The following is a 15,996-nucleotide window of genomic DNA, read 5'->3' on the forward strand; positions in this document are numbered from 1 at the left end:
ACTATTGAGCACTTAAAAAATTTTGGAGGAAAAAAGATATCATGAATTTCGGTAAAAAGCTGGCAGCTGTTGCGGCAGCCGGCTTGGCATTAATTGGAACTGCAGCTTGTTCAAAAAGTGGCAGTTCATCATCCTCAAGTTCTAAAATACCAAAAGTAACTCAAAAAACTACAGTTGTTTTTTGGCATGGGATGCAGGGCTCTCAGGAAAAAACACTGAAAAGTTTAGCTCAGGATTTTGAAAATAAAAACCCTAAAATAAAAATCAAGCTTGAACAACAAGGTGATTATGATAACTTGCAATCAAAAATAACTTCGACTCTGCAATCACCTAAAAATTTACCAACAATCACTCAGGCTTACCCGGGTTGGCTTGAAAGTGCTGCTAAAAATAAGATGTTGGTTGACCTTAAACCATACATTAATGATAAAAATGTAGGTTGGGGCAGTGCCTCAGCATCTGGTATTAAGGAAGACATGCTAAATGGTGCGCAAATTAAGGGCACCCAATACGGTATTCCTTTTAACAAGTCAATTGAAGTTTTAATTTATAACCCAAAGATGTTTAAGGAATATGGCATTACCAAAGTTCCTGCAACAATGGCCGAGGTTAAGAAGGCTGCACAGACTATTTATCAAAAGAGCAATCATCAAGTAGTTGGTGCCGGTTTTGATGATCTTGATAACTACTACGTTTTGGGTATGAAGAACCAGGGTGAAAATTTCTCCAGTAAAATTGACTTTACTGGTGCTAAATCCAGAAAGTTGCTCAATTACTTTATCGACGGGGAAAAAGCGGGTTACTTTAGAATGCCAGGTTCTGATAAATACTTGTACATTCCGTTTACTAACAAAAAATTGGCAATGTTTGTTACATCTTCATCAACTGAAACATGGATCAAACAGGCAGCTAAGAAAGGCTTCAATTATGAAGTGGCAGCTCGGCCAAGCAAATATACAATGTCACAGGGAACCGACATTTATATGTTCAGCCATGCAAGTGCGATGCAGAAAGCTGCTGCTTTCAAATTTATGAAATATCTTTCTTCTAAAGATAGTCAAATTAAGTGGGCTAAAGAAACCGGCTATATTCCGGTTAGTGACAGTGCCACAAAGTCTGATGAATATAAGTCGAATAAAGACTTTAAACTGCCTGCCAAATTGGAAGACATTCTTAATGCCAACTCACTTTACAGTGTTCCTGTAATTAAGGACTCTAGTGCTACATTTAGTCAATTAACCCCAATTATGCAGTCAATATTATCTGCCGCACAAAAGAACCGTAATGTTGAAAAAGCCATTACAACAGGTAAAAATAAATTTGATGCAGCTTGGAAACAATAGAAAAGTGATAAAAAATTTAAAAAACAGGCTTGGGCCTGTTTTTTTATTTGTCGTTTTTCTCTTCAATGTTAAGATAATAATGGCATAACAAAGCTGGTGGCAGCACTAGCTAAATATAGTGGCCAGGGGTGAAAACGTGATCAAAGAACAAAAGTTTCCGGTGGAAACTAATTATAAATGGTATGATATCAGCAATTTGAGTGAAGAAGATAGTAATAAACTGCAAATAGACTTTCATTTTACTCCTGACATGATTACTTATATTTCAGACCGACATGAACGACCCCACTATGATTATGATACGCATACACATATCAACTTGCTAGTTTATGATGTGCCTATTTGGCCTACTAAAACTATCAAACATTTTACGGCTCACCCAGTAACTTTTTTAATATCGGGGGAAAACATTTTTACTTTTCATACTCAATCGACCAGTTATGTATTTGATGAGTTTAATGACACGGCTACAAGACGAGAACTATCCCTGGCGCAAGATGTTACTGAATTATTAATGAAGTTTTTACTGTATTCTTCACAGTATTTTCAACGAGCTGTTACTCAGCTTGATGCAGAACGCAATAGTTTAGACCAAAAGCTTTCCGGTGACATTAATAACAAGGACTTAGTTGAACTGTCAAATATTGAAAAAAGTCTGGTGTATTTGTCTAGCTCAATACAAACTAACCTAATGATGCTGCACAGTTTAAAAATGTCTCAGTTGAACTTCACAAAGCCTGGACGTGAACGACTGGATGATGTTTTAATTGAGTCAAATCAATCTGCAGAAATGGTGAAAATTTCGCAACAGGTAACTCAAACTTTATCTGCAACCTCTAATAACATGATGAACAATAACCTGAATGATACGATGAAGTTCCTTACAGTCTGGTCTTTGGTTTTAACCATTCCCACAATTTTAACCGGCTTTTATGGTATGAACGTCAGCCTTCCGGTTGGCCACAGCTCGTCTGACTGGATTGCTATCATAGTGGTGACAGTCTTTTTAATGGTTTGGTTGATTGTTTTAATGAAACGACATCATTTCTTTTAAACTGAGGCAAATAAATGAAAAATAAAGTTTTGATAGGCTCATTAATCACAGCACTTATTGCTTTTATGCTATATTCTGTCAATCTTAAAAAAGTAGAGAACAGCAGCCTGAAAATTGTGGGTCAAGGACAGGAACAAGTTGTCAAAAATAAAAAAGGAAAAAACTCTGCCCGTGAACCAAAAGTTGCGACCGTGGAATATCCCAATCACATTAAAATTGCTTCTGGCAGTGAGCAAAAATGGGCGGAAAAAATTGTACAGGTGATGGGGAAGGATCAGAGCTATCAAGTTTGTGTTCAAGACCTGAATAACAATAAATATGCGCGTGTTTCTAATACCAGTCAACGACACGGAGTAAATACTAGTAGTCGTTTATTTCTACTTATTGCTTTAACTTACCAAGAACAACATGGGAAGTCTGTTTCCAGAAAAGCAATCAAGATCAAAAAAGCAGATCACGTTAAAGGTGAAAAGGTGCTTCAAAAAGGAATTGCGTATAATGCAGCTTATTTGAAACAGCTGATGATGCAAGGTGACAAGACTGCGGCCAATGCTCTGCTGCGCACAGTTAAGCCCACTACCGTTAACTCTATTATTAAGAAAACTGGGGTCCATGATACTACAATTAAAGGTAAGTTTTCAGCCAAACCAGCAGCTTTAACCACAGCAAACGATTTGAACAAAATTATGGTGAGTCTCTACCATGATCAAATTTTAAGCAGACAATATTCTAATCAAGTTTTAGGAGCACTAAGTTCTGTCAAGACCAAACCCAAAATTGTTCGTAATACTAAAGGCCTGATATATGGCATTGGTGATGCTAAAGCCAATGTTGCACTTATCCAGTCTAATGGTAATGCCTATTGCGTCAGCGTCTGGAGTAATAATGACCATGATTTTGTTAAACTAGGTAAGGCAGTCAACAGCTTTTTTAAATAACATTTTTGACGTATGCTTTAACAAATCTTAAATTTTAAGCCCTAATAAAAAGTCACTTTGAGGGCTTTTTTATTAATTTAAAATAATTTACAGCATGTAGATTGTATTCTTCATATTGTAGTGCTATATTATTCAGTATGCTGTCAAAAGGAGGGGTGAAATTGGTTAAAAGAAGAAGCCTTGATTTAGATAAGGTGATTGCGAAGGCGACGGAGCTGATTGGACGAAAGGGACTTTCCGCGACCACTCTGCCGAACCTAGCCAAAGAGTTAGGCGTTCGTTCACAGTCACTTTACCATTATGTTTCAGGTCGAAAGCAACTGCTGTCGCTTGTCGGTGCAAGCAGAATTAAAATTTTAGGTAAAAAATTAGTTGATAATTTGATCGGAATTTCAGGTGAAGAGGCTTTACTTAAGTTTGCTGATATCGTCCGTAATTTTATTTTGGACGATCCTGCATTAATTAGTATTCTCTATCACTTGAATGAATACCAAAAAGACGATGCTATTACTCAAGAAATTTTAAAGATAATAGCTTTGGCTGACAAACTAAATTTGAGAAGTGACAGCACGGTTTCGCTCCATTCCTTAATTGGGGCAGTACTAGGATACGTTTTTTTAGATGTGTCTGATTCTTTTACAGAAGAAACTAGTGAAGAGGCTGACCAAGGCTATCATGAATTAATTATTCAATTGGTTCAGCCTAAGAAATTATTGCCAAAAAAGAGAAAGGAAAATAAGAGTGCATAAACTAGTAAAAAATCATATTTTCTCGTTAATTGCATGGATTTTAATATTAATCATTTCAGTTGTGGCTTTGCCGGACGTTACAGGGTTAACCCGTGAGCACTCAAATATTTCCTTACCGTCGGATGTTCAAAGTGAAGTCGCAAAGTCAATTCAAAATGATTGGGGTCCTAAGCAAAAGGATACCTATCAGATTGCAGTGGTCTTTAACAAGCAAAAGGGCAAATTGACATCTGATGATAAAAATGCCATTAATGAAACCATTGACAGACTTAAAGACAAGCAAGATCAGTATGGGATCAAGATGGTCTTGGGTCCAGATGATAATATTGCTACTAAGAAAAAGCTGCAGTCAAAGGATAATACAACTTGGATAATGCAGTTGAATGTGGCTAAAAAGCACGGACCGGTTAATGATGTTGAGGCTGAGTTGAATAAAGCAGTCAAAACTGCCGGCATCAGAACTTACGTTACTGGTGCTGATGTTTTACAAAATGCCTTCTCGAATGCTATTCAAGAGGGAATTAAGAAAACGGAAGTAATTACCGTTATCTTCATATTTATTGTGTTAGTGATTGTCTTCAGGTCGCCAATAGTGCCCCTAATTTCATTACTAACGGTTGGAGTTTCCTTTATCACATCATTTGCGATTGTGACTAATCTGGTTAAATACCAGAACTTTCCGTTTTCTAACTTTACACAAGTCTTTATGATTATTGTGCTGTTCGGAATTGGTACGGACTATAACATCCTTTTGTATGACAAATTCAAAGAAGACCTCGGTAAAGGGATGGATCGCTATGAGGCGATGAATAGTGCCTTAAAAGTTGCTGGTAAAACCATCCTTTATTCCGGTTCTTCCATCTTAATTGGATTTTCGGCACTGAGTTTAGCTAACTTTTCAATTTATCGCTCAGCAGTTGGTGTTGCGGTCGGCGTAGCTGTTTTATTAATAGTGCTGCTGACACTCAATCCTTTCTTCATGGCTGTTTTGGGAGAAAAAATGTTCTGGCCGGTGAAGAAGTTTACCGGTGAGCATGAAGATAAATTATGGCATGGTATTTCCAAAGCGACACTTGCTCACCCAATTATTTACTTAATTGTATTGGCTGTGGTTGTGCTTCCTTTTGGTCTTATGTATACTGGTCACTTGAATTATGATGACACTGATGAGATTGATAATAGTACCCCAGCTAAAGCAGGGATGCTCGTTGTCGAAGATCACTTTTCAAAGGGGATGGCCGAGCCATCGACTCTTTATATTAAGAGTAACCATAAACTTGATAATGAAGCAGATTTGCGGTTAATTGATCAATTAACCAGACAACTCCAGGCATCTGAAGATGTGGCTTTTGTCACTTCTGTAACTCAGCCATATGGTGAAAGCATTGATCAGCTCTACGTTAAGAATCAGCTTAACACTGTTAACCAAGGTGTTGACCAGGCACGCGCCGGTTTGGGCAAATTGAGCAAGGCAAGCAAGAAAGTTACTGCTGGCGCAAGCAAGTTGGCTGACGGAACCAGCCAATTGCAAAATGGTACTAGTCAACTCCAAGATGGCGCCAGCAAATTACAGGCTGGTACTGGTAAACTGCAAAATGGTGCCAGCCGTTTGCAAAATGGGACAGGTCAACTGCAAGGCGGTGCCAGTCGTCTGCAAAGTGGAACTGAGCAAATGAGCAGTGGCCTTAACCAATTAAATTCCCAACTTGCAAGTGGCAGTGCTAGTATTGCGAATGCACAGAAAAATACCAAAGCTGTTTTAGAAAAGAGCTATAAAGCTAACTTATCAAAGAGCATTAATAGTATACCCGGCTTAACTCAGCAGCAGAAGATGGCTGCCATGCAAGCTGCTGGTGCTGCTTTAGAAAAATCTTGGGCTGAAGCTTCTGCTTCAATGCCAGATGTATCTGGACAAATGGGTCAGCTGCAATCTGGTGTCGGCAGATTAACTACTGCTTCAGGTCAATTGAGTAGTGGTGCTGCTACCTTAAATGGCGGCATTGGCCAACTCAATTCCAGTGCAGGTCAATTAAGCTCTGGTATTGGTCAAGTTAATTCCAGTACTGGTCAATTAAGTTCAGGTATTGGCCAATTAAATTCCAGTGTTGGTCAACTTAATTCAGGTGCCGGCAAGTTAGCTTCGAGCACGCCAAAGATTACTAATGGTGTAGATGAAGTAAATAGTGGCTTAGGACAAGGTGCTGCTTACCTTAATGGTTTAGCAAGTTCTTCAGCCGCAGATACTTTCTATATCCCACAAGAATTTATTAAAAACGATACTTTCCAAACTTCGATTAAGAATTATTTGAGTCCTGACAAGAAGTCAGCAATGTTCATGATTGTCTTTAAGTCAAATCCAAGTAGTCTTAAAGCAACCAAGAAGGCGCAGGATCTGAGTTTGATGGCTAAGAAGTCATTAGCAGGAACTAGGCTTAAAAAGGCTACAGTAGCAATGGGTGGCGAAAGTTCTAACATCGCTGACATTAAGGACATTGCCAACAGGGACTTTATTAGAACTGCTGCCATCATGTTAATTGGAATTGGCATTGCCCTGATTTTTGTTACTCGTTCACTTTTACAGCCTGTCTACATTTTAGGTACACTACTGATTGCTTACTTCTGCTCATTATCAATTACAGAGTGGGTAGTTAAGGCTACTTTAGGTAAAAGCATGCTAACTTGGAACACGCCGTTCTTTGGCTTTATCATGCTAATTGCTTTAGGTGTTGATTACAGTATTTTCTTAATGACACGCTATCGTGAACTTGAAAACGGTAGCCCAAGTCAAAGAATGCTTAAAGCATGTGGCATTATTGGAACTGTGGTAGTTTCAGCAGCCATTATCTTAGCTGGTACATTTGCCGCATTAATTCCATCAGGAATTCCAACTTTGATTGAAGTTGCTTTGGCAGTGATTATTGGTTTGATAATTTTAGTATTTATTATGCCGATTACATTGTCAGCTGCAGTCAAGTTGACTTATGAAGGTGTTCATTGGCGCAAGAATAAACGTGCTAAAAATTAAGCGAAATTAATTAAAAGGTTGAAATTCTCATTTAGTAGAGGATTTCAGCCTTTTTTGGTTTAACGCACTTCTTGACGGGTTTACAAAAGTTTGTTCATTATAGTATACTATTTTTAATTAAATTTTAAGTGGAAGGTAAGGAATACTGGCATGTTAAGACAAGTAAATAATCAATAAGCTCTAGTTGTAGTTTTAAATCAATCACCACTTTTTAATTTTTAACTCAACGTAGAGCGATTCACTTTAACAGATAGAGTAATTTTTGCAATTCAATGAATTGCAGCTTATTTAGTGTATTATGTGTACACGTTGAGGTTTGATAGTGGAATTAATTAAAATAGATTATTTACAAATTGGCGTGGCAGCTTCTAAACTGCTGACTGTCTCAAATTTGAGTATCAATTCTAGACAAAAAATTGGTTTAATTGGTAACAATGGTGCTGGTAAAACCACTTTAATGAAGATTCTGGCTCAAGAAAAATTGCCGGATTTATTTACTATTAAAGGTGCAGTTATTAACAATTGTAATTTTGCCTATGTGCCGCAACTGCTTGATGCTGGGGATAAGAGCGGCGGGCAAAGAGAGAAATTAGCTCTCAGTAGGGCCATTGCCAAATTAAAAAATATGCCTAACGGCTTGTTGCTTTTAGACGAACCCACATCTAATTTGGATATTACGCAGCAACAATGGTTAATAAAGTTAATAAATAAAAGCAAAACTGCCTGTTTAATTATCAGTCATGACCAGGACTTTTTAAATAGCGTTTGTGATTCAGTTTGGTATGTTCAAAATCAAGAAGTGCACAATTTCTCTGGGACTTATGAAGAATTTCGCAGCTTTAGACAAGATGAACAAAAACGAGCAGAAACGATTTATGAGCAAAAGGAAAAGCACCTTGAGCAGTTAAAGAGAAGTTATAATCAGCATTTTAATAAGGCCAGAACTTTTTCTCGTAATAAAAAGGGACTTTCTTCATCTGACTGGCGGTCAAAGTCCATGGGAAAACAAAAAACAGCAAATAATGTTATCAGAGCCAGTAAAAGTCTTGCTAACCGCATCAATAAGGAAAAAGGAGAGCTAAAAAGGCCACCAGTTCATCATGCGATTACCTTGAAAAATGCGATAACTGATTTGTCGATTTCTCCTAAAAGCAAGGCATTACGGATAGAACAACAGCCAATTAATGCATATGGTCAAAAGCTATTTAACATTACGCAGGAAGTAAATCTTGCTTATCGCTCAAAAGTAGTTTTAACTGGGCAAAACGGGATTGGTAAGACTGTTTTTCTGAAAAAAATCAAGAATAAACAATTAACCGGCTTTTATAATCCTAAATTGAAAATAGGTTATTTTAACCAAAACATAGTTGCGAGCCAAACAGATAAAACCTTGTTAGACTCTCTTTTTGCTACTAGTATATTTGATGATAGTTCGACTATGCAGGTCTTAGGCGATTTGCATTTGCGCCAATACGGTGAGCACAAAATAAGTGATCTTAGTGGTGGTCAGCTCGTGTGTTTCAATTTAGCTAAGATACTAACTGGTCAATATAATTTATTGCTACTGGATGAACCGACTAACTTTTTAGATATTGCATCGGTTAATGCACTGGCCGAATTTGTCACCGCTTATCCCTTTGCCATGATTCTCGTGTCACACGATCAGGCATTTATCAAGCAGCTTAAAATTACAAAATGGCACATTAAGAATAGTCGGTTAATCACATCAACGGCCCAAAAGAAGCAGTCCAAAAAAGGCAACAATAATGAATTAGAACTACTCAAGTTTAAGCTCGATCAATTAATGCTTGATTCGAATGCTTCAATTTCTGAAATAAAGCAAGTTAAGGCACGAATTCAAGAATTACAGTAAAAGACTGTATTAAAATAGTGATAAAGAATTTTCTTTATCGCTATTTTTGTTTTATGATTAAGCTATTAATAATTATTGCTTAAAGGAAGTTTCTTATGACTACTTGTCCAAACTGTGGTCGTCCCATCACTGATGAGGATGTTACCTGTCCAAATTGCCATTTTGATTTACAAAAATATCGTGAGACTTTTTTCACGGACCGACACCAAAAGGCTAATTTTGAAGATGAAAAAACTGGTCAAAAAATTGCCAGTCGTAAAGTATATCGGCAAGAATTTTATCCGGAAAAACAAAATTCGGTTATTGAACGAATGCTGCAATGGATTCATGTTAATAGCATGATTGCTTTTCTGTTAGGAATAGTTTTACTGATTCTTATGAGTTTTTCCCGCAGCTTTGGTTGGATTTGTTTCTTTGCACTGCTGGTCTGGCTATACTTTGTTTGTAGTCGTGAGGAAAAAATTGACCGCTATACTGTGGATGAACGTTTAACACAAAAAATAAATCAGATTGGGTCCAACATGTTTAATGATGTGGCTGAATCAAAAGAAAAGGTAAAAGCAAAAAGCAGATTGACTCAGAAAAATTCTGATGCAAAAACAACTGTCAATAAGAAAAAACATTTTTCCTACGTGCAACTTTTAGTAGTACTGATGGCAGTAATAAATCTAATAGTTCTATTTACTGGTTCTGGTGCATCTGTGTTAGACGTGACTTATGGCCAAAAAATGTCGATTACCGGTGTCATTTTCAGGCTTGCCGGCAGACTTTTTTCTTCAAATGCGACATTGCTTTCAGGCGTTTTGCTTTGTATAATTTGGCTCATAATTGTTTTAATTCCGTTATTTATTATTTATCATACTATGAGAGATACTAAAAAGAGCAGGATCATTGCGTTTTTACTTTCTTTAATTGAAACTATTTTTCTAATTTACGTTATTTATAGGATGTCCAATACTTCACTGTCTAATCGGGGCATTTTACACAGCATTACCAGCCAACTGCTTTTGTATGCCGTATCAGTAGGCGCTTCAACTTATTTCTTAATTCTAGCCAATGTGATGACGACAGGACTTACAGGCTATAATTTATTTCGTCACCGTCAAAAGTAATAATTAAAAAAAGCTGATCAATCGGCGTCCTTATTGGGCAGCGCAATTTATCAGCTTTTTTAATTTATCTTCTTATAGGAATTATTTTGTTGGCATTGAAATTACTAAGTGTTGGTTAACGAAAGCCATCAAACCTAAGTCACTAAGTTCACGGCCATAGCCAGACTTCTTAACACCACCAAATGGTAATTCACCGGAACTAATCCAAGTGCCATTGATGACAGACATACCAGTTTCAATTTGTGCGGCTACATTTTGAGCACGCTTAATGTTTGAACTGATAACAGAAGAACCCAAACCATAACTAGAATCGTTTGCTAAAGCAATAGCGGCATCTTCATCTTCGACTTCGTAAACAGTAGCAACTGGACCAAAGAACTCTTGGTCAAAGGCCGGGTTGTCACGATCAACATTGGTTAGAATAGTTGGACGGAAGAATGCACCGTCTGAATCAATTTCAGGATATTGGTAGAAAACTTTTGCTCCTCCTGCAAGAGCGCCATCTAATTGTTTAGTCAGTTTATCCTTAGCGCCCTGTGAGTTCATTGGCGGCAAGGTAGTACTTGGGTCAAGCGGATCTCCAGGTTTCAAACTAGAAAAGACCTTCTTTAATTCCTGCAATGTTTCTTCATAACGGGACTTAACGACAATAATGCGTTTGGAAGAAGTACATACCTGGCCGTCATTATAAGTTCTAGCTGAACAAAGCGCTTGTTTCAAAACTTCAGGATCAGCGTCGTCAAGGATGATGAAGGCATCATTGCCGCCAAGCTCCATGGTCGACTTCTTCAAGTTTTTACCAGCATTTTCAGCAACTGAAGAGCCACCACGTTCTGAGCCAGTCAACGCTACACCCTGAATTCTTGGGTCAGCAATCATTTGATCAAGTTGGTCGTAACTTGGATACATATTAATTAGGCTGCCTTCAGGGGCTCCTGCCTGCTTAATAATTTTGGCAATTAAAGCTGCAGAACCAGGAACATTGTGAGCATGCTTCAAGATAATAGGATTACCGACAATAAAGTTTGGCGCAAATACCCTGATTACTTGATAAAGAGGGAAATTCCACGGCTCACACGCCATTATTACGCCAGTTGCTTGTTTAAGGTAATATGCATCACCCAATTTAGTATCAATTGGCTCAGGTTTCAACAACTCGGGACCTTTTTCGGCAAAGTAATCACAAATAGATACACAAAGATCAACTTCACCTTCAGATTCACCAATCATTTTACCCATTTCACGGGTCATGATCTCTGCCATTTCTTTTTTATGCTCGCGCAAACCGTCTGCTACTTTGTGTAATGTTGCTGTTCGGGTCTCGGGGCCTTCATGGCGCCACTTGTGGTAAAGTGCATCGGTCAAGTTTAGAGCATCCTCAATTTGTTCAGCTGTAGGATTATCATAGCTGGCAAAAGTTTCATTAGTATATGGATTAATAGATTGATATTTAGCCATAATATTATCTCCTTAAATTTTAATCAGGATAGATTTTTCTCAAAATCAATATAAACCGTTTTCATAAATCATTATAGCACATATAGAATATTTTACTAATAATTAGTAAGTAAAAGTTAAGATTTATTTTACTGCATTTAAAAGGTATGCTAATGATTCCTCTAAATATTGATTAACATAAGTCATTGCGTGGCGCTTACCTGCTATTAATTTAAGATCAACAGCATGGTTATTTTGTGCCAAAAAGTTAATAAAATTAAGTAAATATTTAATAGGAGACAATTCATCTGCAGAATTGATCATTAATAATTGCTGTAAGTTGCTGTAATCATATGAATCAGCATCAATCTCTTTTAATATCTTTTCATCTTCAGAACCGGCATATGCTAAGGTAAAATATTTATAAAAAGCGTTGTTAATATCACGTTGGTTGCTCAAACCTAGTTCTTTATGGCCATCAACTGCTGGCGTGACGTTTTGGTGATCTTTCATCCAAGCAGAATAACTGACGGGAGCAGACCAAGTTACAGTAGGAAAGCCATATTTACCCGCAATATTTAGCGCCATGGTGCCACCACTACTGGCACCGATTTGAGTAATATTAACTTTTTTATTAATTACAAAATCGCTTTGCATCAGCCATTTGACGAAGTTAATGCTATCTTGGTGTGCTGCTGGAAAAAGGTATTGTGGCGCAAGAGAGTAATTAGGGGCAAAAACAGTGAAACCGTGGTCAGAAATTTTTTGACATAAGTCTTTAAAACTGTTTTTATCTCCCCGAAACCAGCCGCCACCATGCCAAAACAGCAGTATTTTGTCACTAAAACTAACGTTGTCTGGCTTATAAATATCTACCTTAAGTTTTCTTTGTTCATCATAAGTGACATCATTGATAATTGTGGTCATCCGATTTTCCTCCCCAAAATTATATTTTTAAACCTATTATACTGTAATTAACAGTCAGTTTTTGTTTTAAACCTAAATTGCTTTCACTTCAGGAAAATAATTAAAATATTTTAATTATTATTATTTAATGACTTAAAAAGTAATCACTATGCTTATTTTTTGGTAAAATTAGGCTTAACATTGGAGGTAAGCTATGCATCTGTCTGCTAAAGCTAGTCGAAGACTGATTAATATCTTGACCGTTGTCAGCGGGATTATCATTATTATTTTATGTATATACTGGTACAAATTAGGAATATTTACCAGTCAGGCTAAAATGAAAGCATATTTGGCTAACAAGAGAATAATTGGGCCGATTATTTTTGTTTTAATCCAGATAATTCAGGTTGTTATTCCTATTATTCCTGGTGGTGTTTCACTTTTAGGAGGAGTTATTTTCTTTGGGCCAATAGCCGGCTTTATTTATAACTATGTAGGAATCTGTATTGGTTCAATTATTAACTTCTTTTTAGCGCGTTTTTACGGCAGACCTTTTATTCTTCATATTGTTTCTGAAAAAACTCTTGATAAATATATGAAATGGACTAAAAACCAGCGTAAATTCAACTGGTTTTTTGCAATCTGTATTGTTGCCCCGATGGCGCCAGATGATGTTTTGTGTCTTTTAGCCGGTTTGACTGATATGAAATTCTGGACTTATTTTTGGATTATTATCCTAGGCAAGCCTTGGACCATTGCGGCATACAGTCTGGCACTGGGCTTGGGCATGGATTGGCTGCTCAAGCTGACAGGTCATTAATGGGTAGGCGGATTTATTTTCGGCCCTTCAAATTAGCTGATGCACCAACTCTGCTTAAATGGGGGCAAGATCAATATTATCAGAACTTAGCAGGCTTTGGGCATTATCAAAATCTGGCGGAAGCTGAAGTTGCCGCCGGAAAGTATGCTGCTAGAAAGTATAGTTATGGCATTTGTCTTAGAAATTCTCAGCAATTAATTGGCTTAGTTGAACTATATAATAGAGGTACTAACGAAGAAGAATTACTGCATACCAAAGAAATTGGCTTTTTGCTTGATAAAGATTTTTCGGGTCAAGGTTATATGACTGAAGCGTTAAATATACTTTTAGATTATGCGTTTAAAAAGCTCAATCAATCTGAAATTTGGGCTGGCACTTTTAAAAATAATTTTCGTTCACAGAATTTACTCACTCGTTTAGGCTTTAAATATATTTATTCGGTCGATATGAGCCAGCTAAGTAAGTTATTTCACTATCGGGAAGATTATTTTTTGTTAAAAAAGGCAGACTGGCTCAATAAAGAAAAGTGATTTAAAGTAGGCAAAATCTTTTTACAAAAATAATTATAAAAACATTAAATATTGTTTGCTAAAAAAAGGATAATAGCTTAAAATAATATCCAAACACGGAATCCTCAGACTGATTCAGAGAGTTCGCATTTTGGTGCAAGCGAATAGACGTCGTTTCCAGATTCCATTAATGTGGGTAATTAATAATTACACGGCACGCGGCATCGTTATCGCCGACTTAATGAAGTGCAGCTAAATATTAGCTGAAACTGGGTGGTACCGCGAAGCCATGTATGAGCCAATTCGTCCCAATCTTGTGGGATGAGTTGGCTTTTTTTGTGGAGGTAAAAATATGCTGGATATAAAGGTGATTCGCGAGAATCTTGATTGGGCCAAGGATAAGCTTGGCAGACGTGGCATTAAGCCGGAAGAGCTTGATGAATTGGTTAAAATTGATACCGATCGGCGTGAAGAATTGAACCGCAGTGAGCAGCTGAAAGCTGAACGCAATACAGTTTCAAAGAAAATTGCGGAAATTAAGAGAAATAAGGAAGACGCTTCTGCTGCTGTGCAAAAAATGCGTGCAGTTGGACAGGAAATTAAGGAACTTGATGATAAGGTTGCTGAGTTGACTGAAAAGCAAGAATATATTTTGCTAAGACTGCCTAATTTCCCAGACGATTCTGATCCAATTGGACCTGATGAAAGTTATAATGAAGAAGTTCGTAAGTGGCATGAACCAACAAAATTAGCATTTAAGCCTAAGGCTCACTGGGATATTGGTACTGATCTCGATATTTTGGATTGGGACAGAGGAGCTAAAGTTTCTGGCGCCCGTTTTGTCTATTATAAAGGTGCTGGTGCTTTACTTGAGCGAGCTGTTTTTAACTTCTTCTTAGATGAAAATACTAAAGAAGGCTACACTGAAATAATTCCGCCATATTTAGTTAACGATGAATCAATGCAGGGTACGGGTCAATTTCCTAAATTCCGTGAAGATGTTTATACCATTGTTGATAACGACAATCCTGACAAGCCACGGGACTTAACTTTGATTCCTACTGCTGAAGTGCCTCTTGTTAACTATTTCCGTGATGAAATTATTCACGGTGATAAGCTGCCAATCAATGTAACTGCATTGTCTCCAGCATTTAGAAGTGAAGCTGGTTCAGCTGGTCGTGATACTCGCGGTCTGATTAGAATGCATGAATTTAGAAAAGTTGAAATGGTTAAAATTTGCAAACAGGAAGATTCTTGGGATGAATTAGATAAATTGACTCATAATGCTGAGCACTTGTTGCAAAAACTAGATTTGCCATACCACGTTGTAGCTTTGTCTACTGGGGATGCTAGTTTTACCAGTGCTAAAACTTATGATTTGGAAGTTTGGATGCCGGCCCAAGACAAATACCGTGAAATTTCTAGTTGCTCTAACTGTACTGACTTTCAAGCTCGTCGCGCTCAAATTCGTTACCGTGATGAAGATGGCAAACTGCACTTGGCACATACTCTTAACGGCTCAGGTTTGGCAGTAGGCAGAACTGTGGCTGCAATTTTAGAAAACTATCAAAATGAAGATGGCACTGTTACCGTACCAGAAGTTTTGGTTCCTTATATGAATGGAATGACAAAGATTACTAAGGAAGAAACTCTGATTTAATAAGTAGTAATTCGTTATGATTTCGCAGGTTGAATAAACTTGCGAAATTTTTTTGTAAAAATTTTGGGCAGTGTAAGTAGTAAATTTGACCGAATTACGAATAATTGGTTAATTGGTCTAGTCTAAAAAATAAAGAAGTGGGTCTAACAAGTATTAGTCAAAACTAATTTGAAAGCTATTTTACTTAAATAACGAACAAATGGATTAATTTGACGAATGAATACAAAAAGAGTAATGTATTACTTGTGTCTGAGCGAGTTACGACAAATAACAAGCTCAACATAAATCGAGCAAAAGCAGTTGACAAAATCGCGCTGCTTTAGTAAGATAATAAACGCTGTCGGGCAAGACGGCAAACAGGTCCCCAGAAAAAAGTGCTTGACAAAAGCGCGTGAATCTGGGAAAATAAAAAAGCTGTTTTAAAGAAGCAGCAGGTAGTACCTTGAAAACTGAACAATGTTTTCGCAAAAATGTGCGGGTTTATCAAGAACCCAAAACAAAAGAGCGAAGTCAATTTCGCAAGCAAATAAATCCGAGATGCGAATCTTGGAACGAATGAGCAAACATTCA

The 15,996-nt window shown here is 37.2% G+C and carries 12 protein-coding genes; 10 read left to right on the plus strand and 2 right to left on the minus strand.

Going from position 1 to position 15,996, the window contains the following annotated elements; all coding sequences use genetic code 11:
* The first annotated feature begins 41 nt into the window (after nucleotides 1-41).
* From H3U49_RS06020 to H3U49_RS06050, 7 genes are all read left to right on the plus strand, one after another.
* The gene (locus tag H3U49_RS06020) at nucleotides 42-1,343 is read left to right on the plus strand and encodes an extracellular solute-binding protein (RefSeq protein WP_198180473.1); all 1,302 of its coding nucleotides are present in this window, start codon (nucleotides 42-44) and stop codon (nucleotides 1,341-1,343) included.
* A 136-nt stretch (nucleotides 1,344-1,479) separates the two neighbouring features.
* Nucleotides 1,480-2,397 carry a magnesium transporter CorA family protein gene (locus tag H3U49_RS06025; RefSeq protein WP_046331619.1) on the plus strand — a complete coding sequence of 306 codons (918 nt, stop codon included), beginning with the start codon at nucleotides 1,480-1,482 and terminating at the stop codon, nucleotides 2,395-2,397.
* A gap of 14 nt (nucleotides 2,398-2,411) precedes the next feature.
* Nucleotides 2,412-3,335, plus strand: coding sequence for a serine hydrolase (locus H3U49_RS06030; RefSeq protein ID WP_198180477.1), 924 nt, complete (start codon nucleotides 2,412-2,414; stop codon nucleotides 3,333-3,335).
* A 161-nt stretch (nucleotides 3,336-3,496) separates the two neighbouring features.
* Nucleotides 3,497-4,084 (plus strand): TetR/AcrR family transcriptional regulator, encoded by a 588-nt coding sequence (locus H3U49_RS06035; protein WP_198180478.1) that lies wholly within the window; start codon nucleotides 3,497-3,499, stop codon nucleotides 4,082-4,084.
* Nucleotides 4,077-7,109: an MMPL family transporter gene (locus H3U49_RS06040; RefSeq protein ID WP_198180480.1), complete on the plus strand. Its 3,033-nt coding sequence runs from the start codon at nucleotides 4,077-4,079 to the stop codon at nucleotides 7,107-7,109. The genes H3U49_RS06035 and H3U49_RS06040 overlap by 8 nt, the downstream gene beginning before the upstream one ends.
* A gap of 322 nt (nucleotides 7,110-7,431) precedes the next feature.
* A complete protein-coding gene (locus tag H3U49_RS06045; RefSeq protein ID WP_198180482.1) occupies nucleotides 7,432-8,982 on the plus strand; it encodes an ATP-binding cassette domain-containing protein in 1,551 nt (516 codons plus the stop codon).
* Between the two features lie 95 nt (nucleotides 8,983-9,077).
* Nucleotides 9,078-10,094 carry a zinc ribbon domain-containing protein gene (locus H3U49_RS06050; protein ID WP_198180484.1) on the plus strand — a complete coding sequence of 339 codons (1,017 nt, stop codon included), beginning with the start codon at nucleotides 9,078-9,080 and terminating at the stop codon, nucleotides 10,092-10,094.
* An 81-nt stretch (nucleotides 10,095-10,175) separates the two neighbouring features.
* Here the strand turns inward: H3U49_RS06050 and H3U49_RS06055 are convergent, their stop codons facing one another.
* Entirely contained in the window at nucleotides 10,176-11,552 is a 1,377-nt protein-coding gene (locus tag H3U49_RS06055) for an NAD-dependent succinate-semialdehyde dehydrogenase (protein WP_198180486.1), read from the minus strand.
* A 123-nt stretch (nucleotides 11,553-11,675) separates the two neighbouring features.
* On the minus strand, nucleotides 11,676-12,458 hold the full coding sequence (locus tag H3U49_RS06060) for an alpha/beta hydrolase (RefSeq protein WP_198180488.1): 783 nt from the start codon (nucleotides 12,456-12,458) through the stop codon (nucleotides 11,676-11,678).
* A gap of 193 nt (nucleotides 12,459-12,651) precedes the next feature.
* On the opposite strand from H3U49_RS06060, the gene H3U49_RS06065 reads away from it, so the two are divergent.
* From H3U49_RS06065 to serS, 3 genes are all read left to right on the plus strand, one after another.
* Entirely contained in the window at nucleotides 12,652-13,257 is a 606-nt protein-coding gene (locus H3U49_RS06065; RefSeq protein ID WP_046331627.1) for a TVP38/TMEM64 family protein, read from the plus strand.
* On the plus strand, nucleotides 13,257-13,787 hold the full coding sequence (locus H3U49_RS06070; RefSeq protein WP_198180490.1) for a GNAT family N-acetyltransferase: 531 nt from the start codon (nucleotides 13,257-13,259) through the stop codon (nucleotides 13,785-13,787). The genes H3U49_RS06065 and H3U49_RS06070 overlap by 1 nt, the downstream gene beginning before the upstream one ends.
* 331 nt (nucleotides 13,788-14,118) lie before the next feature.
* Complete coding sequence (gene serS / locus H3U49_RS06075) at nucleotides 14,119-15,426, plus strand: serine--tRNA ligase (protein WP_198180492.1); 1,308 nt, start codon at nucleotides 14,119-14,121, stop codon at nucleotides 15,424-15,426.
* Nucleotides 15,427-15,996: the final 570 nt, after the last annotated feature.

The sequence above is a fragment of the Lactobacillus sp. W8174 genome (assembly GCF_016100975.1).
GTDB classification, from domain to species: Bacteria; Bacillota; Bacilli; order Lactobacillales; family Lactobacillaceae; genus Lactobacillus; species Lactobacillus juensis.